General features: G+C 61.6%; 25 protein-coding genes and 1 tRNA gene. 12 read left to right on the plus strand and 14 right to left on the minus strand.

The annotated features are described in order from the left end of the window. Positions 1-71 precede the first annotated feature (71 nt). The gene (gene pcsA / locus HFC70_RS15295) at positions 72-797 is read right to left on the minus strand and encodes a phosphatidylcholine synthase (RefSeq protein ID WP_168474130.1); all 726 of its coding nucleotides are present in this window, start codon (positions 795-797) and stop codon (positions 72-74) included. A 200-nt stretch (positions 798-997) separates the two neighbouring features. Here pcsA and HFC70_RS15300 point away from each other — a divergent pair, with 200 nt between their 5' ends. Beyond that, on the plus strand, positions 998-2248 hold the full coding sequence (locus HFC70_RS15300; protein ID WP_168474131.1) for a UbiH/UbiF family hydroxylase: 1251 nt from the start codon (positions 998-1000) through the stop codon (positions 2246-2248). Here HFC70_RS15300 and HFC70_RS15305 read toward each other — a convergent pair. Further along, a complete protein-coding gene (locus tag HFC70_RS15305; protein ID WP_168474132.1) occupies positions 2177-3139 on the minus strand; it encodes an AEC family transporter in 963 nt (320 codons plus the stop codon). The two genes, HFC70_RS15300 and HFC70_RS15305, sit on opposite strands and share 72 nt — an antisense overlap. A gap of 66 nt (positions 3140-3205) precedes the next feature. Next, positions 3206-3952 carry a cytochrome c biogenesis CcdA family protein gene (locus tag HFC70_RS15310; protein ID WP_168474133.1) on the minus strand — a complete coding sequence of 249 codons (747 nt, stop codon included), beginning with the start codon at positions 3950-3952 and terminating at the stop codon, positions 3206-3208. Positions 3953-4248: 296 nt separating this feature from the next. On the opposite strand from HFC70_RS15310, the gene HFC70_RS15315 reads away from it, so the two are divergent. The 3 genes from HFC70_RS15315 to HFC70_RS15325 all read left to right on the plus strand — a co-directional run bounded on the left by HFC70_RS15315 (position 4249) and on the right by HFC70_RS15325 (position 5105). Further along, positions 4249-4324 (plus strand) — tRNA-Lys (locus tag HFC70_RS15315). Between the two features lie 125 nt (positions 4325-4449). Continuing rightward, positions 4450-4746 carry a nucleotidyltransferase family protein gene (locus HFC70_RS15320; RefSeq protein WP_168474134.1) on the plus strand — a complete coding sequence of 99 codons (297 nt, stop codon included), beginning with the start codon at positions 4450-4452 and terminating at the stop codon, positions 4744-4746. Further along, positions 4746-5105, plus strand: coding sequence for a DUF86 domain-containing protein (locus HFC70_RS15325; RefSeq protein ID WP_168474135.1), 360 nt, complete (start codon positions 4746-4748; stop codon positions 5103-5105). Before HFC70_RS15320 ends, HFC70_RS15325 begins: the two co-directional genes overlap by 1 nt. 162 nt (positions 5106-5267) lie before the next feature. Here the strand turns inward: HFC70_RS15325 and HFC70_RS15330 are convergent, their stop codons facing one another. Beyond that, positions 5268-5504, minus strand: coding sequence for a DUF4189 domain-containing protein (locus tag HFC70_RS15330; RefSeq protein WP_168474136.1), 237 nt, complete (start codon positions 5502-5504; stop codon positions 5268-5270). Positions 5505-5788: 284 nt separating this feature from the next. Here HFC70_RS15330 and HFC70_RS15335 point away from each other — a divergent pair, with 284 nt between their 5' ends. The 6 genes from HFC70_RS15335 (at position 5789) to HFC70_RS15360 (ending at position 11000) form a co-directional block, all read left to right on the plus strand. Beyond that, positions 5789-6079: a hypothetical protein gene (locus tag HFC70_RS15335; protein WP_168474137.1), complete on the plus strand. Its 291-nt coding sequence runs from the start codon at positions 5789-5791 to the stop codon at positions 6077-6079. Between the two features lie 140 nt (positions 6080-6219). Continuing rightward, the gene (locus HFC70_RS15340; RefSeq protein WP_168474042.1) at positions 6220-6414 is read left to right on the plus strand and encodes a hypothetical protein; all 195 of its coding nucleotides are present in this window, start codon (positions 6220-6222) and stop codon (positions 6412-6414) included. A 586-nt stretch (positions 6415-7000) separates the two neighbouring features. Continuing rightward, positions 7001-8302 (plus strand): efflux RND transporter periplasmic adaptor subunit, encoded by a 1302-nt coding sequence (locus HFC70_RS15345; RefSeq protein ID WP_168474138.1) that lies wholly within the window; start codon positions 7001-7003, stop codon positions 8300-8302. Between the two features lie 5 nt (positions 8303-8307). After that, positions 8308-9024, plus strand: coding sequence for an ABC transporter ATP-binding protein (locus tag HFC70_RS15350; protein ID WP_168474140.1), 717 nt, complete (start codon positions 8308-8310; stop codon positions 9022-9024). Continuing rightward, positions 9014-10219, plus strand: coding sequence for an ABC transporter permease (locus HFC70_RS15355; protein ID WP_168474141.1), 1206 nt, complete (start codon positions 9014-9016; stop codon positions 10217-10219). Before HFC70_RS15350 ends, HFC70_RS15355 begins: the two co-directional genes overlap by 11 nt. A gap of 157 nt (positions 10220-10376) precedes the next feature. Further along, a complete protein-coding gene (locus HFC70_RS15360; protein WP_168474143.1) occupies positions 10377-11000 on the plus strand; it encodes a GntR family transcriptional regulator in 624 nt (207 codons plus the stop codon). Positions 11001-11253: 253 nt separating this feature from the next. Here the strand turns inward: HFC70_RS15360 and HFC70_RS15365 are convergent, their stop codons facing one another. The 5 genes from HFC70_RS15365 to cysG form a co-directional block, all read right to left on the minus strand. Continuing rightward, a complete protein-coding gene (locus HFC70_RS15365) occupies positions 11254-12066 on the minus strand; it encodes a ferredoxin--NADP reductase (protein ID WP_168474144.1) in 813 nt (270 codons plus the stop codon). Between the two features lie 219 nt (positions 12067-12285). Then, entirely contained in the window at positions 12286-12792 is a 507-nt protein-coding gene (locus HFC70_RS15370; RefSeq protein WP_168474145.1) for a DUF934 domain-containing protein, read from the minus strand. A 10-nt stretch (positions 12793-12802) separates the two neighbouring features. Next, the gene (locus HFC70_RS15375) at positions 12803-14473 is read right to left on the minus strand and encodes a nitrite/sulfite reductase (protein ID WP_168474146.1); all 1671 of its coding nucleotides are present in this window, start codon (positions 14471-14473) and stop codon (positions 12803-12805) included. Between the two features lie 8 nt (positions 14474-14481). Further along, positions 14482-14796: a DUF2849 domain-containing protein gene (locus HFC70_RS15380; RefSeq protein WP_168474147.1), complete on the minus strand. Its 315-nt coding sequence runs from the start codon at positions 14794-14796 to the stop codon at positions 14482-14484. A gap of 2 nt (positions 14797-14798) precedes the next feature. Further along, entirely contained in the window at positions 14799-16241 is a 1443-nt protein-coding gene (cysG, locus tag HFC70_RS15385) for a siroheme synthase CysG (RefSeq protein ID WP_168474149.1), read from the minus strand. Between the two features lie 272 nt (positions 16242-16513). On the opposite strand from cysG, the gene HFC70_RS15390 reads away from it, so the two are divergent. Further along, entirely contained in the window at positions 16514-17101 is a 588-nt protein-coding gene (locus HFC70_RS15390; protein ID WP_168474150.1) for a deaminase, read from the plus strand. 53 nt (positions 17102-17154) lie between these two features. Beyond that, positions 17155-17994: a nucleoside triphosphate pyrophosphohydrolase gene (mazG, locus tag HFC70_RS15395; protein ID WP_168474151.1), complete on the plus strand. Its 840-nt coding sequence runs from the start codon at positions 17155-17157 to the stop codon at positions 17992-17994. Between the two features lie 47 nt (positions 17995-18041). On the opposite strand, the gene HFC70_RS15400 is transcribed toward mazG, so the two are convergent. From HFC70_RS15400 to trkA, 5 genes are all read right to left on the minus strand, one after another. Then, complete coding sequence (locus HFC70_RS15400) at positions 18042-18752, minus strand: FkbM family methyltransferase (RefSeq protein ID WP_168474152.1); 711 nt, start codon at positions 18750-18752, stop codon at positions 18042-18044. Between the two features lie 469 nt (positions 18753-19221). Beyond that, on the minus strand, positions 19222-19839 hold the full coding sequence (locus HFC70_RS15405) for a hypothetical protein (RefSeq protein WP_168474153.1): 618 nt from the start codon (positions 19837-19839) through the stop codon (positions 19222-19224). 37 nt (positions 19840-19876) lie between these two features. Continuing rightward, positions 19877-21214, minus strand: a complete 1338-nt coding sequence (hflX, locus tag HFC70_RS15410; RefSeq protein WP_168474154.1) for a GTPase HflX — start codon at positions 21212-21214, stop codon at positions 19877-19879. 77 nt (positions 21215-21291) lie between these two features. After that, positions 21292-21534, minus strand: a complete 243-nt coding sequence (gene hfq / locus HFC70_RS15415; RefSeq protein WP_003539403.1) for an RNA chaperone Hfq — start codon at positions 21532-21534, stop codon at positions 21292-21294. A 242-nt stretch (positions 21535-21776) separates the two neighbouring features. Further along, positions 21777-23153 (minus strand): Trk system potassium transporter TrkA, encoded by a 1377-nt coding sequence (gene trkA, locus HFC70_RS15420; RefSeq protein WP_168474155.1) that lies wholly within the window; start codon positions 23151-23153, stop codon positions 21777-21779. Positions 23154-23205 lie beyond the last annotated feature (52 nt).

Here is a 23205-nt window from a genome sequence, read left to right on the forward strand (position 1 = left end):
CACAACAGTCAACCGACCATTTTTTGTGCATGCCCAAGCTTTCCTCGCCTGAAGGCCCAGAGAGGCGGTGCTTACGACTTACCGAGCGCGGGAACGAACTGCAGCACACCGCCGATCACATAGAGGTAAATCCCTGTTACGACGAAGGGAATGACCAGCCAGGACGGGCTGTCGAAATGCATCAGCAGGGCCGCTCCGCCTAACCCGCACCACAGGAAGAAGACAGCCAGATTGAGCGGCCGCAGGCGCTTGACGCGCACCGGATGGAGAAAATTGATCGGCAGGAAGGTCAGGAACACCGAGACGGTGACGACGGTCATCGCCGTGGTCGCCGAGGCATCGATGACGAACAGCGTGAAGACGATCATGTTCCAGACGACGGGAAAGCCGGAGAAGAAATACTCGTCGGTCTTCATGCCCATGTCGGCATAATAGATGGCGCTGGACACCACGATCATGCCGGCCGCCACGAAGGACAGGGGTTCGCCGATCATGCCGCTCTGATAGAGCGCAAAGGCCGGCAGCAGCACATAGGTGACATAGTCGATAATATTGTCGAGCGTATCGCCGGACCAGTTCGGCAGCACCTCCTTGACGCGCACCTTGCGGGCGATCGGACCGTCGATGCCGTCGACCGCCAGCGCCAGGCCGAGCCACCAGAACATGTCGACGAATCGATGCTCGGCCGCCGCCACCACACCGAGGAAGGCCAGGAACGAACCGGACGCCGTCAGGATATGAACCGAGAAGGCGCGGATTTCCGCATAGGGCACGCGCCTGTAGTTGAAAATCTTCATATCGGTCCGACCGTCCCTCATTGCTCCCGGTGCAGGGGATATTCCCCGAATCCGTTCGTTTTGCAACAACGCAGCCGCGGCAATACAGTATTGGCCCGCCGAGTCCCGATTGTCGTGGCGCGATGACTGCGCCAATTCAACCCATGGATTTCGATCGGCGGACGCACTAGATTGCCGGCAGAAAACAATGGATCCCCATGATGAGACAGTTTGACATAGCGGTAATCGGTGCAGGCCTGGCCGGGAGCGTGGCGGCCTTGGCGATGGCGCGCGGCGGGCGTTCGGTGGTGCTGGTGGCCGGCGCGCGGACGGTTGCCGATGGGCGCACGACGGCGCTGATGGACCAGTCGATCGGCTTCATGGCCCGCCTTGGCCTGTGGGAAGAGATCGCGCCCTTTGCCGCCGCTCTGTCGACCATGCAGATCATCGACGGCACCAAGCGCCTGCTGCGGGCGCCGCCGGTGGCGTTCCGCAGCGCCGAGATCGGCATCGACGCCTTCGGCTACAACATGGCCAACCGCGATCTGATGGCTGTTCTGGAAAAGGCGCTGGCGCACGAACAAGGCGTCAGCATTCTGACCGCACAGGCCGACAGCGTGTCGTTCGACGATGGTGGCGTGACGATCACGCTGGATACGGGCGAGACGCTCGCGGTCGATTTCGTCATCGGCGCGGACGGACGCAAATCGAAGACCCGCGACAGCGCCGGCGTCGCCGTGCGCAACTGGTCCTATCCGCAATCGGCCCTGGTTCTGAATTTCGCCCATACCGTGCCGCATCACAATGTCTCGACGGAATTCCACACCGAGACCGGGCCTTTCACACAGGTGCCGCTGCCCGGCCAGCGCTCCAGCCTGGTCTGGGTGGTCGAGCCGGCGGAGGCGACGCGGCTTGCGGCCCTGCCGCTTAAAGACCTCAGCCGATTGGTCGAAACGCGCATGCAGTCATTGCTCGGTAAGGTGACCGTCGAGGACGGCGTGCAGTGCTGGCCGCTGTCGGGCATGACGGCGCTACGATACGGCAAGGGGCGTGCCGCCTTTATCGGCGAGGCCGCGCATGCCTTTCCGCCGATCGGCGCGCAAGGGCTGAACCTCAGCCTGCGCGATGTCATGACGCTCGAAGACATCCTGTGTGCCGATCGCCACAAGCCGATTGCCGCGGATGCCGGCGATGTCTTCGACCGCCGTCGGCGGATCGACGTCATCAGCCGCACGGCAAGCGTCGACATTTTGAACCGCTCGCTGCTGTCGAGCTTCCTGCCGGTGCAGATGCTGCGGGCGGCGGGCCTGCATCTGTTGAATTCGGTGGCGCCGCTGCGCCATCTGGTCATGCGCGAAGGCGTCGAGCCCGGCCGCGGCTTCGGTTCGTTTCCGGCCTTGTTAGGGAAAAAGATCCGCCGGCAGGCGCCCGGTGGTGATGGCGAAAAGCAGGCCGGATACGGTCAGGACTGAAAACACCGTGGTCAGCAGGATGGTGGCCGAGGCCCGCTCCTGCCAGACGCCGTATTGCTGGCCGATGACGAAGACATTGGTGGCGGTCGGCAGGGCGGCCAGCAGCACGGCGGTATAGATCCACAGCGGATCGAAATTGCCGACGGCGCCCAGCACGACGTAGACCACCAGCGGATGCAGCATCAACTTGATCGGCACGATATAGACGATCTCGGCCGGAATGCGCGTAAGCGGCCTGAGCGCCAGCGTCACCCCCATGGCAAACAGCGCGCACGGGGCGGCAGACTGGGCGAGATAGTCGATGAGGCGCTGCAGGGCGAGCGGCGGTTCGAACTGACCGGCCGCCGCCACGAAGCCGGCAGCCGTGGCCAGAATGAAGGGATGGAAGGCGATCTTCTTCGCCACATCCAGGACCAGCAGCCCGCGCGGCCGGGAATCGCCGCCGGCCAGCGCCATCATCGCCGGCGCCACCATGAAATGCACGGCATTTTCAAAGCAGAAGACCAGCGCCACGGGTACGGCAGCTGCCTCCCCGAACGCCAGCAGCGCCAGGCCGGGGCCCATATAGCCGATATTGCCATAAGCGGCCCCGAGCGCCTGCATGGTGCTGTCGGCCAGGCTGTTGCCGCGCCACAGCCGACCGATCAGGAAGACCAGCAGAAAGATCGTATACGTACCGGCAAGACAAGCCAGAATGAAATCGATACGGGTCAGTTGCTCGATCGGTGTGCGCGACACCAGCTTGAAGAACAGCGCCGGCAGCGACACATAGATGATGAAGACATTGAGCCAGCCCAAGGCACCGGCCGGCTGGTGGGTGAGCCTTGCGGCGACATAGCCGATCAGGATGAGCCCGAAAAACGGCAAAACCAATGCGACAATGTCGGCCATGTGTTGCGGCTCCGCCTCAATATGCCGAACCTCACGAAGACCCAGCCACTCTTCCCTCCTTCGGCCTTAGCCGATTTGTGACAGGATTGGAAAGGTCTGCTGGAACCAAATCGCCAGATCGCTGACGAAACCGAAGATGAAGGCAAGGCCGGTCAGCACGAGAAGTCCGCCCATCAGCTTTTCGACCAGGCCGAGATGGCGGCGGAACCGGGTCAAAAAGCGCATGAAGGCGCCGGAAAATCCGGCGGCGATCCAGAACGGCACGGCTAGGCCCAGCGAATAGACGGCGAGCAGCAGGGCGCCGTCGCCGACCGTTTCGCGCGACGCCGCAACGCCCAGAATGGCGCCCAGCACCGGACCGATGCAGGGTGTCCAGCCAAAGGCGAAGGCAAGGCCCATGACATAGGCGCCGGTCAGCGTCGCCGGCTTGCCGCTGCCTTGAAACCGCATTTCGCTCGACAGCAAGCCGATACGGAACACGCCAAGAAAATTCAGCCCCATCAGGATGATGATCAGGCCGCCGAGCTTGGACAAGAGATCGAGATGCTGGCGCAGCAGCACGCCAATGGTGGAGGCCCCTGCCCCGAGCGCCACGAAAACGGTGGCAAAGCCGAGCGTGAAGAGCAGCGAGGACAACAGCACGGCGCGGCGCGTATCGGCGGCGGCCTTGGCCGTCTCGCCGCGGAACTGCTCGACCGATATGCCGGCCATGTAACAGAGATAGGGCGGCACCAGCGGCAGCACGCAGGGCGACAGGAAGGACAGCGTCCCGGCCAGGAGCGCGCTGAAGAAGGATATATCGGCAATCGACACGGCGCAGGCTCCACTTCACCACCTAAAGCATGCCGCGATCGTTCGGATCCGCTCGTCACGCCTATCTCTTTATTATGCTGCATGTCGTCATCTTGAAAACCGGTGCCCACTTTCGGGCGACATGCTTTAAGCGGCCCTTCCTATCGCCCGGCTGGCCGCTCTGCCAATCACCTTTTCGCGCACGTGACGTAAAACCGCAGGAGACACGCATTTTCGACGTTTTTTGGGTTGACCCGCCGGGGTCACCTGCCTATGTTCCGCGCACTTCCAGGGGAGCTGATTTGCTCGCCTCTCGGGAGAGCGTAGCTCAGCTGGTAGAGCAACTGACTTTTAATCAGTAGGTCCCGGGTTCGAACCCCGGCGCTCTCACCATGAAATCAATACCTTAACTGTTGAATTTGAGTCCTAAAAGGGCTGGAATTGCGTAGATGTATTGCACGGTATCCCGCCGGATGATCACCATGGAAGCTTTGCGCCAAATCGTGTAAGCTATGATCATGAACAGAAGCGAGGCCATTCAGAAGCTCCAACGGCATGCCGATGCCATAAAAAGCATGGGCGCAACGGCTCTGTACCTTTTCGGATCGACGGTCCGCGACGAAGCTCAGAGGTCGAGCGACCTCGACCTGTTCATTGACTATGATCCGGCCAAACGGTTCTCGCTCCTCGACCTAGTCGGGATAAAGCAGTTTCTGGAGGAAGAGCTTTCCGTAGAGGTTGACGTCACGACCCGTAGCAGCCTGCACCCGATGCTGCGCACCGATATCGAACAATCCGCCATTCGTGTTTTCTGATGGTCAAGCGCAAGGTCGGTCCGGTTCTGGCTGAGATTATGGATGCCATCGAAGGCATCGAAGCCCACACCGCCGGAAAGTCCCTTGCAGAGTTTAAAAACGACTGGCTGCTGCGCCTCGGCACCCAGCGGGCACTGGAAATTGTGTCGGAAGCTTGCCGCCACATACCTGACGAGCTTTTGAATCTCGCTCCCGATGTCCCGTGGAAGAAGATTCGCGGGATCGGCAATGTCTTGCGCCACGAGTACCATAAGATTGCGGATGACGTGATCTGGGTTGTCGTAACGGAAAACACCCTTCCTCTGAAGGCCGCCATCAAGACCATCCAGCAATGCATCGAGGATGAGAGCCAGCCCTAGGAGGTGCGGAAACGGGCCGGTTCGAACCCCGGCGCTCTCACCATTTTTCAAGCCGAAGACATAAAGATATCCAGCGGCGTTCACGGCGCGCGGCGTCCACATGCTGCAGTCTGCCGGTGAAGGAGCCCACCTGGTCGGGCGGGCTCTCGTGTTGCGGCTTTCTCAGGTCTCGTCGTCGCATTCGGTGATTTCGCAGACGGAATCTTCCGTGGTGCGGGCGGCGCATTCGTTGAGCGCTTTTTCGCGGGCGCTGCCTTCGTTGTCGTAGTTGTAGCTATAGCCATAGCTGCCTTCATCGGACACGGCGATGCAGCCCCAGGCGAATGCCGAGCTTGTCGATGCGGTGAGCGAGGCGGAGAGAACGAGGGCCGCAAGGCCCAGTCGAGATATTGAAGTCATGGAACCTATTCCCCTGAGGATTAAGGAGCGCGCCTGCGCCGTTATGGGGTGGACCTCCTGCAAGACGTGAAGGAGGCCACATCGATTTGATGACGGCATTTCCGGCAGGGGACAAGAGCCGTTGGACAATCGTCAAAAATAGTCCGTCAGCCCAGGCGGCAAACAGGGACACGGCCGTGCGGGGCTCGCTCTGCACGATCGTCCTGATCATTTTAGGGAACTGTTTCCCCAGGCCTTGCGTTCAGGGGAGATCATGCCATAGCTCGGCATTGATTGGAGACGCCATGACCCGTAAATCCCTGATTTCCTTTGTTGCCATCGGCCTTTCGAGCCTGACCCTTGCCGGGTGCGTCAGCGAAGGCGAACCTTACAGATCCCGCCCGCCGGTCTATCGGGAGCCCATCGTCGAAGACCGCAACTATTACCGCACGAACGACTATCGCCCGCGGCGCCCGGTCAATCCCGACCGTTACGACGCAGACCGGGACGATCGGTACCGTCCTCGCGGCGATGACCGCCCGATCTGCAACGAGCGCGGCTGCATCGATCCGAACGACTCCCGCTTCCGAGGCTGACCTGCCGGGCAAATGATCGGGCGATCCCTGTTGCGGTTGGCCCGATCCGAACATGGTTAACGATTGCTCAACCACCCCTTGGTTAGACTGGGAACCAATCCGCGGCTGAGCCGTTTTTGCAGCCATAGGGAGGGACCATCATGTTCGCACTGCTGACCGCCATTCGCCAGATGACACTCGAGACGCCGGACACCGGCACCTTTGCCGATGGGGTGACGAGCGTTCCCTCGCTCGACCTGCAGGCCCTGTCGCGCCAGGACCGGCGCAGCAATCCGCATGGACGCGACTACGGCATGGAGCGCAAGGTCAATCCTGACGTCATCGGCTACGTCTAATCGTCTCCAACCCGGCTGCGGTCCAGGGGATTGGAATTCATTCAGACGTAAACGAACCCGTCGCGCATGCAGGGCATCCCCATTGTGGCGTTTGCCCGCCTGTGCAGCACCTGTGCCAACAACCTCAGACCTCTATGCCTGCGCGCCTCCTGGCGGCGTCATTGTTGGGAACCGATTCTGCCGATCCGTGCGGATCGGCAGAACCTGCAGGACGTTCCCCTTCCGGGATTTCTCGATCAGTGCAGATACGATGATCGAGCCAAGCGGAAGGCCACCCGCAACGATGTCGACTCCCCTTGCACCAAGCCGCTGATTTTGTTGTATTTCATAATTTGTTGGGCGAAGCCGGCTCGGCGGTTTGCGTCGGCGCCCTATCTGCCGGGCGCCCGTGCATTACGATTATTTCACTTTAATTTCAAAGCGATATGTGGGAGTTTACCGTCGCGTCGGCCTATCGTACTCCTTTCGGCCACTGCGCATTTATTTGTGTTTTCGTCGTTGGAAATTGACTACGGTCAATCCATTCCGGATCGATCCCGCCGATAAGAGCAAGCAAGTCAAGACGACAACCCAACATGGATTCCCAATGAGCAGCACTGGCGACATGCCCCCCTCTCCGGCACCCAAGGTCGAAACCGTCGACCTTGCCACGCTACTGGCGACGGCCAAGAAGCGTGGCGGCGGATCGCGCTGGCTGTGGCGGATTCTGAGCCTCGGCGCCATTGTGGCGATCGGCAGCGCCTATTACCTCTACAGCACCGGTGCGACCAACTACAGCTATACCACCTCCGCCGCCAAAACAGGCAATCTGACCGTGATCGTGACGGCCACCGGTTCGGTGGAGCCGACGGTGCAGGTTGACGTGTCCAGCGAACAATCGGGCACGGTGCGCGAGGTTCTCGTCGACTATAACAGCATGGTCAAGGAGAACGAGGTCGTCGCCCGGCTCGACACCGCCAAGCTCGAAGCCGACGTCAAGAGCAATCGGGCCAAGCTGCTGGGCGCCAAGGCGGCCGTCTCCAAGGCCGATGCCGACATGAAATCGGCCAAAGCCACCTTCGAGCGCCTGAAGACCCTGGTCGGCAGCCGCGTCTCGACACAGCAGGACCTCGACGCCGCCGAGTATACCTATCAAGCTTCGGTCGCCACCAAGGAAAGCGCGGAGGCCGATGTGCTGTCGGCGGAAGCCGACCTGGAACTGGCCGAAGTTAATCTGTCCAAGGCGACGATCGTCTCGCCGATCGACGGTATCGTGCTGTCCAGGGATGTCGATCCCGGTGCCACGGTGGCCGCATCGCTGGAGGCGCCGACCCTCTTTACCATTGCCGGCGACCTCCGGCACATGGAGTTGCAGGTCGACATCGACGAGGCCGATGTCGGCCAGGTTGCCGTCGGTCAGAAGGCGACCTTCACGGTCGACGCCTTTTCCGACATGCGCTTTCCCGCCGAAATCACCTCGATCCGCTATGCCTCCGAGACGGTCAACGATGTCGTCACCTATATGGGCATTCTGGCCGTCGAGAACGACAAGCTGCTGTTGCGCCAGGGCATGACGGCAACGGCCGACATCACCGTGCAGGCCATCGAGAACGCCCTTCTGATCCCCAATGCGGCGCTACGCTATTCGCCGCCCGATGCTGGGACGGCAGAGGGCGAGAGCCGCGGCGGTGGCGGCATGTTCAGCCTGTTTCGTCCGCCGCGCACGGGTTCGATCTCGGCGCCCGAGCCGGAAGGCAGTGAGCGGACGGTCTGGGTGCTGCGCAATGGCGTGCCGACAGCCGTCAATATCGAGATCGGCTCCAGCGACGGGCAGAATACGGTCGTTACCAAGGGCGAGCTTGTCGAGGGCGAACTTTTGATCACCGATGCCTCGGAAAAGAGCGGCTGATCGCCATGGCACCCCCTCCCCTTATCGAATTGCAGCAGGTCTCGAAGGTCTATGGTACCGGCGAGGCGACCATTCATGCGCTCGACCGGGTCGACCTGGTGATCGAGAAGCACGAATTCGTCGCCATCATGGGGCCATCCGGCTCCGGCAAGTCGACCGCGATGAACATTATCGGCTGCCTCGACGTGCCGTCGTCCGGCGAATACCTGTTCCAGGGCATCAAGACTTCCGAGTTCGATCGCGGCCAGCATACGCTGCTGCGCCGGCATATGCTCGGTTTCGTGTTCCAGGGGTTCAATCTTCTGGCCCGCACCTCGGCGGTCGAGAATGTCGAACTGCCGCTGGTCTATCGCGGCATGGAGGCGCGGGAACGACGGCGGCTGGCGACCATCGCGCTGGCGCAGGTCGGCCTTGCCGGCCGCGAAAACCACACGACGCAGCAGCTGTCCGGCGGTCAGCAGCAGCGCGTCGCCATTGCGCGGGCAATCGTCACCAGCCCGGCCGTGCTGCTCGCCGACGAGCCGACCGGCAATCTCGACACCAAGACCAGCAAGGAAATCATGGAACTGATCACCGGGCTCAACCGCGACCATGGCATCACCGTGATCATGGTGACGCATGAGGACGACATTGCCGCCTATGCCAGGCGCAACCTGCGCTTCGTCGATGGGCGCCTGCAGTCCGACAGCCAGAACGACAAGGTCGCAGCCCATGTTCTATGAGACGATCAAGCTGGCGCTGCGCGCCATCAGCCGCAACATGCTACGCTCCTTCCTCACCGTGCTCGGCGTGGTGATCGGCGTGGCTGCGGTCATTGCCATGGTGACGATCGGCAATGGCACGACGGCGCAGGTTTCGGCCGAAATCTCCAAGCTCGGCACCAATCTGCTGTTCGTGCGGCCCGGGCAGTTCGGGCCGGGGCGCGCCAGTACCGAAGCCAAGAAATTCACCGAGCGCGACATCGAGGCGGTCAAGAACCAGATCAACGGCCTGCGCGCCACCGCCGGCGTCAACCAATCGACGCAGACGGTCATTTTCGGCGGCGAGAGCCATTCGACGACAGTGACCGGCACGACCGGCGACTATTTTATCGCCCAGGATTGGACCATCAAGAGCGGTCGGACGTTCCTGGCATCCGAGGAGCGCGGCGGCCAGGCCGTCTGCGTGATCGGCGAGACGGTCAAAAGCGAGCTCTTCGGCTCGACACCGGCCATCGAGCAGAACCTGCGGGTCGGCAGCGTCTCCTGCGAGGTGATCGGCATTCTGGCGGAGAAGGGCCAGAGCAGCATGGGCAGCGACCAGGACGATATCGTCGTCATGCCGCTCAAGGTCTTTCAACGGCGGATCGGCGGCTCGAACGAGGTGTCGAGCATGGTGCTGTCTGCCAATGACGGCGTTTCGACCTCCAAGGTGCAGGCCGACGTGGAACGGCTGCTGCGCGAGCGGCGCAAGATCATCGCAGGCCGCGAAGACGATTTTACCGTCAACGACATGACCCAGATGGCAGCAACCCTGACCGGCACCACGACGCTGATGACCGGCCTGCTCGGGGCAGTGGCCGCCGTCAGCCTGCTGGTCGGCGGCATCGGCATCATGAACATCATGCTGGTCTCGGTGACCGAGCGCACCCGCGAGATCGGCATCCGGCTGGCAATCGGCGCCGTCGAACAACAGGTGCTGATGCAGTTCCTGGTCGAGGCGGTGACGCTGTCGGTGTTCGGCGGCGTGGTCGGCATCCTGCTCGGCCTCGGCCTTGCCTATACGGCCGTCACCCTTCTGAGCGTGCCCTTCGTGGCAAGCCCCTCGGTCATCCTGCTGGCCTTTGCCTTCTCGGCGGCGATCGGCATGATCTTCGGCTATTTCCCGGCCCGGCGGGCGGCACAACTCAACCCGATCGAGGCTCTGCGGCACGAATAAGCCATTGGGTTTTCTGTTTCGTCTGCAACTTATCGAGGCGCGCTGTGATGGCGCGAACCATCTGTCTCCTGTGGTCCATGGCTTCAGATATATCAGTGAAGTTTGCTATCCTAAACCCGCCATGCGATAATGTGATATATTAGAAACGGGAGGCGACATGGCCGGTCCGCACCAATCGCAGAGCCACCTGGCCTATCGGGCCCTGGAGCACCTGATCGTCACCCTGAAGCTTGCGCCGGGCGCCCTTGTGAATGAACGCGAGTTGATCGAGCGGTCCGGCCACGGACGAACGCCGGTGCGCGAAGCGATCCAGAAGTTGGAATGGCAGGGTTTGATCCTGATCCGGCCGCGCGTCGGGCTGCAGATCGCCGAGATCCATGCGGAAGACCACCAGCAGATCATGGCGGTCCGCAGCAAGCTGGAACCCCTGGCTGCCGGCCTTGCAGCCGCCTCCGCGACGGGGGAACAACGGGCGGCGCTCGTCGAGTGCGCCAAGGCCATGACGGGGGCTGCGGCCGGCGGTGATATCGACGGGTTCCTGGCCGCCGACAAGCTGTTCGACGAGATCCTGGAATGCGCCTGTCCCAATGCATTCCTGATCGCCGCCCTGCAGCCGCTACAGACCCATTCGCGCCGGCTGTGGTATGCGCAGGCGACGCTGGAGAAGATGGATCGTTCCGTGGCGCTGCATGTCGGCGTCATCCGCGCCATCCAGCAAGGCGACGCGAGCCTGGCGCAATCGGCCATGGAAAACCTGATCGGCTATCTCTCGGAGGCGTAAGGGGGTGAGCGTTTGCTGATACACCGAACACCCCTCGCTCCAGACGAGAAAGGGACGGCATTTCGTCACCCTCGGGCTTGTCCCGAGGGTCTGCTGCCGAGCGTCATGAATTGAACTTGGCTGTGAAATCCGACGGTTGCAGATGCTCGGCACAAGGCCGAGCATGACGTCGCAGAACAACAGCGGCCTGCCATCAAACCAAGCCCGGCTTTTCCGCCGGGCTCGCCTCGCTTACATCCTGGACCGATGACGCTTAGCCGACGAAGGCGCGTTCGATGACGAATTCGGCGGGCTTGTTGTTGGCGCCTTCGGTCAGCCCGGCCTTTTCAAGGGCTGCCTTGGTGTCCTTCAGCATGGCGGTCGAGCCGCAGATCATGCCACGGTCGACGGTGGGGTCGAGCGGCGGCAGGCCGAGATCGGCAAACAGCTTGCCATTGGCGATCAGGTCGGTGATGCGACCCTTGAACGGATAATCCTCGCGGGTCACCGTCGCATAGTGCTTGAGCTTGTCGCCGACGATTTCGCTGAGCATCTCGTCGGCCTTGATTTCCTCGATGAGGTCGAAGCCGTATTTCAGTTCCGCCACCTCACGGCAGGTGTGGGTCAGGATGACCTCTTCGAATTTCTCATAGGTTTCCGGATCGCGGATCAGGCTGGCAAACGGCGCGATGCCGGTGCCGGTCGAGAACATATAGAGGCGCCTGCCCGGCGTCAGGGCGTCCAGCACCAGCGTGCCGGTCGGCTTCTTGCGCATCAGCACCCGGTCGCCCGGCTGGATGCGTTGCAGATGCTGGGTCAGCGGGCCGTTCGGCACCTTGATCGAGAAGAATTCCAACTCCTCGTCCCAGGACGGGCTGGCGATCGAATAGGCGCGATAGATCGGCTTACCCTCGACCATCAGCCCGATCATGGCGAACTCGCCGGAGCGGAAGCGGAAACCGGCCGGTCTGGTCATGCGGAAGCGGAACAGATGGTCGGTATAATGGGTGACGCTGAGCACGGTTTCGGCGTAGACGCCTTCCGGCACGATCAGTTCGGCTGTCTCGGTCTTGGCTGGAGCATTCATGCGCGGTCAGTTCCTCAAACGTATGGCTTGCATCTTGGGGGCACGGCGGAATGTTGAACCCTTGCCGAAAGTTTCCCGATGCTTCAAGAGGGCAATTGCAGGATCATGGCCCGTTTGCCGGATCCTGATCTAATTTTGCAGGGCAACATGCCCGAAAGGCGGCCGCTGCTCTTTGACTTCCGTCAACGGCCGCCATTTACATAGCGATATTTTAATATTTTATACAGCCGCCCGCCGGCGCCAGCTATAGGCACCTGCCTCGCCATCACCGCGGGCAGCGGGCTGATAGTGCTCGGCAATGCCGGTCAGGTGGCGGTCGGCCAGACGCTTCAGCGCCGTGGCATTGGTCACGGCGAAACTGTCGAAACCGGTGCGCTGCATCAGCGGGATCTGGTCGATCAGCACGTCGCCGACGGCGCGCAACTCGCCCTGATAGCCGAGACGGTCACGCAACAGCGAGGCCTGGCTGAAGCCGCGGCCGTCGTTGAAGGCGGGAAAGGCGACGGCCACCAGCGCCAGGCGGTCCAGATGCGGCGCCAGGCGCCTGACATCGTCGGCCGGCTTCAGCAGCACGCCGAAATCGCCGTCATTGGTGTCGCTGGCTGCTGCCAGGAAAGCCTCAAGGTCCAGCAGCGGGCGCTGCCCCTCGCCGGCCTTCTGCTCGTCGGTCTCGACAATCCAGGCATCGCTGTCGGCAAAGCCGTTTTCGGTCCAGATACGGGTCATGTCAGGCTCCTCACGCGGCTTCGGCCGCTTCGCCGTAAAGCGCGTCCTTGAAGGGTTGCGGACCCACCCGGCGATAGGCGGCCAGGAAGGTCTCCTTCGGGTCAAGCCGCAGGCCAAGATAGGTGTCGACGATGGTTTCCACCGCATCGGTCACCTTTTCCGGCTCGAAGCCGCGACCGATAATCTCGCCGATCGAGGTGTTCTCGTCACCGGAACCGCCAAGGGTGATCTGGTAGAGTTCGGCGCCCTTCTTTTCGACACCCAGCAGGCCGATATGGCCGACATGGTGATGGCCGCAGGCATTGATGCAGCCGGAGATCTTGATCTTCAGCTCGCCGATTTCCGCCTGACGTGCGGCCGAACCGAAGCGTGTCGAGATTTCCTGCGCGACGGGAATGGAGCGGGCATTGGCCAGCGCGCAGTAATCCAGCCCCGGACAGACGATCATGTCGGTGATCAGTCCGGCATTGGCGGTGGCAAGGCCCGCGGCCTCCAGCAGCGAATAGACCGCGTAGAGATCGGCGCGGGCGACATGCGGCAGGATCAGGTTCTGCTCATGGCTGACGCGGACTTCGTCGAAGGCGAAACGTTCGGCAATGTCGGCGACGGCATCCATCTGGCTGTCGCTGGCATCGCCGGGAATGCCGCCGATCGGCTTCAGCGAAATCGTCACCATGCCGTAGTCGGGATGCTTGTGGGCCGCGACGTTCTGGTTGACCCAGGCCGCAAAGCCGGCATCGGCCTTCTTGGCACGGGCCAGATCGGCCCAGCCTTCCGGCCGGTCGTTGAGTGCTGGCGGCGCAAAATAGGCCTCGATGCTGCGGATATCGCTGTCCGGAAGCTTCAATTCGCCGTGGCGCAGCGCATCGAACTCCGCCTCGATTTCGCGCGTCAGTTCCTCGACGCCGGTTTCGTGCACCAGGATCTTGATTCGCGCCTTGTACTTGTTGTCGCGGCGGCCATGCAGGTTATAGACCCGGACAATGGCCGTCACATAAGACAGCAGATCTTCTTCAGGCAGGAAATCGCGCACCAGCTTGGCGATCATCGGAGTGCGCCCCTGCCCGCCGCCGACATAGACGGCAAAGCCGAGATTGCCGGCCTCGTCCTTCTTCAGATGCAGGCCGATATCGTGGACCTGGATGGCGGCGCGGTCGCTCGGCGCGCCGGTGACAGCGATCTTGAACTTGCGCGGCAGGAAGGAAAACTCCGGATGCACCGACGACCACTGCCGCAGGATTTCGGCATAAGGGCGCGGATCAGCCATTTCGTCGGCGGCCGCACCGGCGAAATGATCGGCCGTGACGTTGCGAATGCAATTGCCCGAGGTCTGGATGGCATGCATCTCGACGCTTGCCAGCTCATCGAGGATATCCGGCGTGTCGGAAAGCTTGGGCCAATTGTACTGGATGTTCTGGCGCGTGGTGAAATGGCCGTAGCCGCGGTCGTAACGGCGGGCGATATGGGCCAGCATGCGCATCTGGCGGCCGTTCAGCGTACCGTAGGGGATCGCGACGCGCAGCATATAGGCGTGCAATTGCAGATAGACGCCGTTCATCAGCCGCAGGGGCTTGAAGGCGTCCTCGGACAGTTCCCCCGACAGCCGGCGTGCCACCTGGTCGCGAAATTGCTCAACGCGCGCAGACACGAAGGCGTGGTCGAATTCATCGTAACGGTACATGATGTTCCTCAGGCAGCGATAAAGTCGGGATCGGCAAAGCCGTGTCCCTCGGCATAGGCCATGGTCGGCCCTTCGGCGCGAATGCGTTCCCGCAGCCGCAGCGGATGCAGACGGCCATTGCGTTCTTCCACATCGATGACATTGACGTCGACGACGAGATTGTCGGCCAGCGCCTGCTTGCCGGTTGCCTCAAGGGCCGCCACGGCTTCCGGATGGCGGGCGACCAGGGCATCCTGCAGCTTCTCATTCCACTGGCCAGCGGCATCGAGCCAGACGGCGATACCGTCGGTCAGGCGATTTGCGGTCAGGACTTTCTCTGCCATCTTCAATAATTCCTCAACACTACAGGCGCGTTTGACGCGGCGCCATTCAACGGCTGCGAGCGGCTGAAATCGGCACCTGCCACCGCATCGCCGATAATCACCATGACCGGGCCGGTCAGTTCAACCCGGGCTTCAAGACCCGGCAGTTCCTTCAACGTACCATGCAGCAGGCGCTTGTCCTGCCGGCCGGCATTCTCGACGATCGCCACCGTGGTGTCTTCGGCAAGACCTGCCGCCATCAGCCGCTCGGCGACCGAGGCCGCAACGGTGCGGCCCATATAGACGGCAACCGTTGCGCCCGAAAGAGCAAGGCTGGCCCAATCTGGAAGAATGTCGCCGGTCAGATCATGGCCCGTGGTGAAGACCAGCGAGGAGGCAACACCGCGCAGGGTCAGCGGCAGTTCGAAATCCGCAGCGGCAGCCAGCGCCGAGGTGATGCCCGGCACGATCTCGTAAGGGATCTCGGCATCGCGCAATGCCGTCATTTCTTCCGCCGCCCGGCCGAAGACCAGCGGATCACCTGACTTCAGCCGCACGACGCGCTTGCCTTCGCGGCCGAGTTCAACGAGCAGATCGTTGATCTCATCCTGCGATTTCGAATGGCAGCCCTTGCGCTTGCCAACCGGAATGCGGGTCGCATCGCGGCGGCCCATGTCAACGACGGCCTGCGGCACCAGCGCGTCATAGACGATGACATCGGCCTCCATCAGCAGGCGATGGGCGCGCAGCGTCAGCAGGTCTTCGGCACCCGGTCCGGCGCCGACCAGGAAGACCCGGCCGATCGGCCGACGCGCGCCGGCCAGCATCAGCATGGTGGCGCCACGACGGGCTTCCGCGATGTCGCCTTTTTCGACGGCATCGGCAATATCGCCCTTGAAGAACGAGCGCCAGAACAGACGGCGGCCGACGCCACGGGGGATGAGGCGGTCGACGGCGGAGCGATAGTCTTCCGCCAACCGGCCGAGGCGACCGAGCGAGCGCGGCAGGCGACGATCGATCTCGGCACGGATCATCTGCGCCAGAACCGGTCCCGCACCTTCGGTGCCGATGGCAATGGCGATCGGGGCGCGATTGACCAGTGCGGGCGTGTAGAAATCGCAATAATCCGGCTGGTCGACGGCATTGGCCGGAATGCGCTCAGAGCGGGCTGCCAAAACGATCTCGCGATCGGCCTCAGCATCGCCGGTCGCGGCAAATACCAAGCTGGCGCCCTGCACCTGTTCGGGTGAAAAGTCGCGGTTGTCGATCTCGATGTCGTGGCGTGTCAGAAGGGCCGCGTAGGAGGCGATCGGATTTTGCGTGAAGGCGACGATGCGTGCCGAGGTATTGCGCAGCAGCCGCGCCTTGGCATAGGCCTCGTCGCCATCGCCGAACACCGCCGCCACCTGGCCGGCGATGCGGAAGAAGGCCGGGAACACGGCAAGCTGATGATCGGATGCGGACACGGGCTCAATCCTTTAGCGATTGGCAGGATAATGGCTAATTCTTGGGATAAATTGAAGAAACAGAAATTCCCCCACCTCTACCGCGGGATATTTCTTTGCTCCGCATTCGCGGATGCTGAGCAAATATCACCGATGCGCGAAACTTGCGAAAATCCGGCCCGTGACGACGCTCCCTGTATCGGGGAAAAATCCGTGCAATGTTCACTTTTCGGTTTTCGCATGGCGAGAGATGCGCATAGGATCGCCGCACATCTTGAAAAAGGACAATTACCTTGACCCAAACGGCCCTCGCCCGTCGCCTGCTCGATGTCATCGAACACGATATCCTGCCGCTGACGGCCAAGGGGGTGGAGGCCGGCAACAAGGTTTTCGGCGCGGCGATCCTCAGGAAATCCGATCTGTCGCTGGTGCTGGCCGAGACCAACAACGAGCTGGAAAATCCGCTCTGGCATGGCGAGGTGCACACGCTGAAACGCTTCTACGAACTGGGCGAGCGGCCCGACACAAAGGACCTGATCTTCCTGTCGACCCATGAGCCCTGCACCATGTGCATGTCGGCGATCACCTGGGCCGGATTCGACAATTTCTATTATTTTTTCAGCCATGAAGACAGCCGCGACGCCTTTGCCATCCCGCATGACCTGAAGATCCTGAAAGAGGTTTTCGGCCTGGAGCCCGGCGGCTATCGCAGGCAGAATGCCTTCTGGCATTGCCATGCCATGGCGGATCTGGTCGCCGTTGAGGAAGCGCCGCTGCGCGAAACGCTGTCGGAGCAGTCGCGCCGCATCCGGCAGACCTATGCCGAGCTCTCGGAGCGCTACCAATCGACCAAGGCCGACAACCACATTCCCCTGAACTAAAAGACTGGCCCCTGAACTAAGAGGCCGGCCGCAAGGCATCGGAGCAAAAGACCATGGACGCATCCCAGGATATTTCACGGCTGATCGAGATCATGGCAGCCCTTCGCCAGCCCGAGACCGGCTGCCCCTGGGACCTGGTCCAGACATTCGAGACGATCAAGCCCTATACGATCGAGGAGGCCTATGAGGTGGCGGACGCGATCGAGCGCAACGATCCCGACGATCTCTGCGACGAGTTGGGCGACCTGCTGCTGCAGGTGGTGTTTCATGCCCGCATCGCCGAGGAAGCCGGGCTGTTCTCTTTCGGCGACGTGGTCGAGGCGATCACCAGGAAGATGATCCGCCGCCATCCGCATGTCTTTGCGGTCTCGGATGCCGACACGCCGCAAGCGGTGAAGCTGCAGTGGGACGAGATCAAACGGGAGGAGAAGCAGGAACGCGCCGAACGCCACGCGGCCCGCGCCAGGGCTTCCGGAAAGCCCGCGCCCGACGATCCGAAGGCCGGATTCCTCGGCTCGGTCCAGCGCAGCTTCCCGGCCCTGACCGAAGCCCTCAAACTCCAGGAGCAGGCTGCCAAGGTCGGCTTCGACTGGTCGGAGGCAGCTCCGATCCTCGACAAGATCGAGGAGGAAATCGGCGAGCTGCGCGAGGCGCTGGCCGAGGGGCATCCCGACAAGGTCAAGGATGAGCTGGGCGACCTGATCTTCGCGCTGGTCAATATCGGTCGGCATGTGGACGCTGAACCGGAACAGGCGCTGCGCGGTACGAATACAAAATTCCGGCGTCGTTTCAGGTTTATAGAGGAAAATCTTAAAGCATCAGGTGAGACGCTGGAAGAGGCAAGCCTGGAGCGCATGGAAGAGTTGTGGCAGGCGGCGAAGCAGCCCAGTTGAGTTGGTCACGGATGGACGGCCGAACAAACGACCATCACCGCCGGTGGTCAAACGGGCAACGCGTTTGATTCTGTTACCTTCGTTTTGAGGATCAGGCAAAAATACCCGCCCTTTTCCAGCCTCTTGCGCGTGTCCTCTCTGGACATCGGCTGATCGCTATCCGTGCATACGTCAAATTTTTGAAGGCTCTCCAGGATAGCCATGGTCGTCTTCTTCGCGTCCCGCCAGAGAGGCACGTGGATGGAAAACAGCACGGCAATGTCCTTGAAGCCTGCTATGAAATCGAGGCTGTCCACGACATCCTGCTCGGCGCCCTCAATGTCGATCTTGATGATGCTGACCTCATTCAGATCCTGGGACCGAATGAATTCCATCATCGACGTGGTCCTGACCTTGGTCTGCCCGCCGCCGATGTGCTTGGTCGACGACCCCTTCTTCTTCGATGCCGCTCCAAAGCTGACGATATCGCCGGAACGTTCGGAGAGGCATAGATTGTAGAGAAGCACGCGGTCTTCGAGGAAGTTCTTCCTGACGTTATTTTTCAACACTTGAAAATTGGCCGGATCCGCCTCTATCACGCTGATCCTGCGCGCGTTGAAGGCGTAGGCAAACAACATGGTGGGACCGATCCAGCCGCCCATGTCGATGACGTCCTTGACGGGCGAAACATATTTTTTATAGAAATCAAAGGCTTCCGGCTCCCACGTGCCCTTGTTGAATTTATACCAAAATTCACTTGGCTCCACCTCGAATGACATGTCATTGACGGTGGCCCTGCGGGTGGACAGAAGTCTTTTTCGAGCGCCTTGCCGGAGTCTGTGGGTGGGGAGACACGAAATCAGAATTTCAGAGAATAACTTTGTCGACAACTGGAAACTCCCCCGAGTTTGCTCCGTTGTTCTTTTAGAGTGTATTTCGCCGCCGTCCGCAAGACACTATCCGATGCTCCGGGCCACTCCATTCCGCCTGCAGCGCATTGACTGGACGCCAGGGTGGCTTCGCCTGGTCGGAGGCAGCTCCGATCCTCGACAAGGTGGAAGAGGAAATCGGCGAGCTTCGTCAGGCGCTGGCCGAAAGCCGTCCGGACAGAGAGCGGACTCTTGAAGCAAATAGTGAGACCCCGCAAGTTGCGAAGCTAGAGCGGGCGAAGGCGCTCTGGCAGGCGGCGAAGAAAGGGGAACCTCGTGCGGATTAGGCGTCTGGAGCGGCCGCGGGACCGTTCAGCCGCTAGTCGAGTCCTGTCCACGCCGCGGATGAGTATGCCTTTGCATCCTCTGGCTCCTCGGGCGCCGGCGAAGGGCTGAACCGGCGGCAGTATGCGTTCATTAGATCCAGCAAGGCGGCATTGCTCAACGTCGCGCCGGTATCTTCGTCGACCAAAAGCCTCATATCGACGGACATGATCGTGCCAGACCCGTTGTTCATTTTGACGACCTTGGAGCGATCCTCATCGTCGAGATCGTCGCGAAACACGACAAAGACACGTCTCGTCAAACTACGGGGACCAGGGGTTTCGAGGATGATGCGCGCGACCCACGGCCAGGGCAGAGGCCTGTCGTCGGCCCGCAGTGGGCGCAATATCCCTTCAGGGGATATCACCAATTGCGTGCGCTTCATGGGGTGGCTGCGCGACAGCCAAGGGGCTAACGAAACGAGCGGCACGAGAAGACTGATCTGTACGAGAACACGGGCCGAAGGCGAAACATCGTCGCCCGTCACGAGTTCGAGCAATCCGAGCGACGCTTGGCACACGACAATCGCCACCACTATCGCCACCAGATAGGCCGCTTTGGAGGAATAGCGGAACCGGATTTCCTTGAACTGCTGAAGATCACCATCCGCCATCAGATACCAAGCCCGGTTTTGTCAGCAGCAGAAAAACCTACCGCTCCCACTCTTCGCGATCAGACTTCTGCCCCGTGCCGAGCTTTCGCTCAAGCTCGTCCGCCTGGCGGGCGGTCAGGCGCAGGTCGAGGCTGACGGAACCGTCTTCGTGGTCTTCGCGGCCGTCGACCACGGCATTTTCATAGGCCCAGGAAATCAGCGCCTGCTTGTCGGCGGGAATGGAGATCGTCGCCTCCGTCAGCACGCCCGACAGGCGCTGCGAGATCACGTCGAGCAATGTGTCGACGCCCTCGCCGCTGACGGCGGAGACCGGGATGACGTTGTCGCGGGTGGCCGCCTTCTGCAGCAGCGCATCGTGCATCTCCGGATCGAGCCGGTCGATCTTGTTCCAGACCTCGATGATGCGCTCGCCGGCTTCTTTATCGTCGATGCCGAGATCGCCGAGAATGCGCATGACATCGCCGGCCTGCGCTGCGTTGTCCGGATCGGCCATGTCGCGCACATGCAGCACCAGATCGGCTTCCAGCACCTCTTCCAGCGTGGCGCGGAAGGCGGCGACCAGATGGGTCGGCAGATCGGAAATGAAGCCGACGGTGTCCGACATGATGACGGTGCGGCCATGGGGCAGCTTCATGCGGCGCAGCGTCGGGTCGAGCGTGGCAAACAGCATGTCCTCGGCCAGCACGCCGGCGCCGGTGATGCGGTTGAACAGCGTCGATTTGCCGGCATTGGTATAGCCGACCAGGGCAACGATCGGATGCGGCACCTTGCGGCGCTTGGCGCGGTGCAATTGCCGGGTGCGCACCACCTGCTCGAGCTCCTTTTCGAGCTTGATGATCTTGTCCTGCAGCATGCGCCGGTCGGCCTCGATCTGGGTTTCACCCGGGCCACCCATGAAGCCGGCACCGCCGCGCTGGCGTTCAAGGTGGGTCCAGCTGCGGACCAGACGGCCCTTCTGATAGTTCAGATGGGCCAGATCGACCTGCAGCGTGCCTTCCTTGGTGGAGGCGCGGCGGCCGAAGATTTCCAGAATGAGGCCGGTGCGGTCGATGACCTTGGCGTTCCATTCCTTTTCCAGATTGCGCTGCTGCACGGGCGTCAAGGGATGATCGACGATGATCAGGCCGGCATCGTGCTCATCGAGCAGCGCCTTGATCTCGGCAATCTTGCCGCTGCCAAGCAGCGTACCCGGACGTGGCTGGCTGACCGGCACGACAAGGCCCTGCACCACGACCAGGTCGATGGCGCGGGCCAAACCCATGGCCTCCTCAAGCCGCGCCTCGCTGGAGCGCGTCGGCGCCGGCGGTGCATCGGACTGGCTCTGGGCGGCGGATCGCGATTGCTTCAAGACCGGTACGATGACCACGGCGCGCATGTCGTCGCGGTGCTTTTCGAGCTCCGGAATAATCGAATCGCTAGTTGTGTCTCTGGTGGCGATAGCCTTGATTCCCGTTACGAAGCGGCTTCTTCGCTTTCAAACATCTGCATCGGCTGGCCCGGCATGATCGTCGAGATCGCGTGCTTGTAAACCAGCTGCGAATGGCCGTCGCGGCGCAGCAGAACGCAGAAATTGTCGAAAGATGTCACGACGCCGGTCAGCTTGACGCCGTTAATCAGGAAAATTGTCAATGAAATCTTTTGTTTGCGAACCGTATTGAGAAATAGATCCTGCAAATTCTGAGAACGTTCCGCCATCGCGCCGCTTCTTTCTTTCTTGCCGGCCCTTCGACCGGTGAATTATCGTATCAAGTCTTTTTGGATCACTGTGGCCCCAAAATGCCCCGTAACGACAAGTTGGTATCAAATCGCAGTCTTTTCCGCAATGTCGAAAAAGGCGCGGGGAATTTTCGGCGAAACCAGGCCTGGGTGGCCGTTATGACGCCATCAGGGGCCTTCCGCACCGCGTCGCGCCAAGCACAAGGCGATGCGCTCTTCGGCTAGAAATATTGAATCGAAACCCGGAACATCTGCTCCACCACGCGCACTGCCCCGGCGGTGGCAAACAGCACCACGCGGTCCTTCGCCTTGATCTTCGTATCGCCATCCGGCCGGATGACGCGGCGATCGCGATAAAGCGCGCCGATGCGGATACCGGCCGGTAGTTCGAGATCGCGAAACGGCCGGCCGACCAGCGGCGAGGTCTCCAGCGCCTCCGCCTCGATCACTTCGGCAGCACCCTTCTGGACGGCATAGACCGAGCGAATGCGGCCCTTGCGCACATGCTGCAGCACGCGCGAGATGGTGACGGCGCGCGGGTTGATATAGGCATCGATGCCCAGCGACGTGGTCAGTTCCTGGAAGGACGGGTTGTTGATCAGCACCATGCCGGAGCGGCAGCCGAGCCGCTTGGCCATGGCAGCGCACAGCATATTGGTCTGGTCGCTGTTGGTCAGGGTGACGACCAGGTCGGCATCCTGGATATCGGCCTGCGACAGGACGTTCTGGTCGAGCGCCGAGCCATGCAGCACGATGGTATGGCGCAACTGGTCGGAAACCACGACGGCACGGTCGCGGTCGCTCTCGATGATCTTCACCTTGGTTTTCGGCTGAAGGTCCTCGATGGTGCGGGCCACGTAATAACCGATATTGCCGCCGCCGGCGATGACGATGCGGCCGGCTTCCTGTTCCTCATGGCCGAACAGGCCGAGGGTACGCCTTGTGTGGCCGCGCTCGCAGATCACATAGGCGAGATCGCCGACCAGCAGCTGATCGGTGGAGCGCGCCACGATCAGCTGTCCGTTGCGATAGATACCGACAACCGTTGCCATCAGGTCGGGAAACAGCTGGCTCAACTGCTGCAGCGGCGTGTTGACGACAGGGCATTCCTCCATGCACTCGATCGCCACCATGGCGATATTGTCTTCGGCAAAGCGGGCCACGTCGGTGGCACCGGGAAAGGAAATGCGCCGCAGCACCATCTTGCCGACCTCGATCTCCGGCGAAATGGTCACGTCGATCGGCATATGGTCGCGGGAAAACAGGTCGGAATATTCCGGCCGCAGATAGTTCTGGGCGCGGATACGGGCAATCTTGGTCGGCACGTTGAACAGGGAATGGGCGACCTGGCAGGCCACCATGTTGATCTCGTCGTAGAGGGTGACGGCGATGATCATGTCGGCCTGGTCGGCACCGGCCTTTGCCAGCACATCGGGATGGGCGCCGTGGCCGACATAGCCGCGCACATCGAGCGTCTGGGTGATATGAGCGACGAGAGAGGCCGAGGTATCGATAACGGAGACGTCATTGTCCTCCTGGGACAGACGCTCGGCAATGCCGTAACCGACCTGCCCCGCACCGCAAATGATGACTTTCATGACGTTTCTTTCATCGAGATGACCGGCATCGGCGCCGCCGCTGCTCGCCTGC

This window comes from Agrobacterium sp. a22-2 (assembly GCF_012276985.1).
In the GTDB taxonomy this organism is placed as follows: Bacteria; Pseudomonadota; Alphaproteobacteria; order Rhizobiales; family Rhizobiaceae; genus Allorhizobium.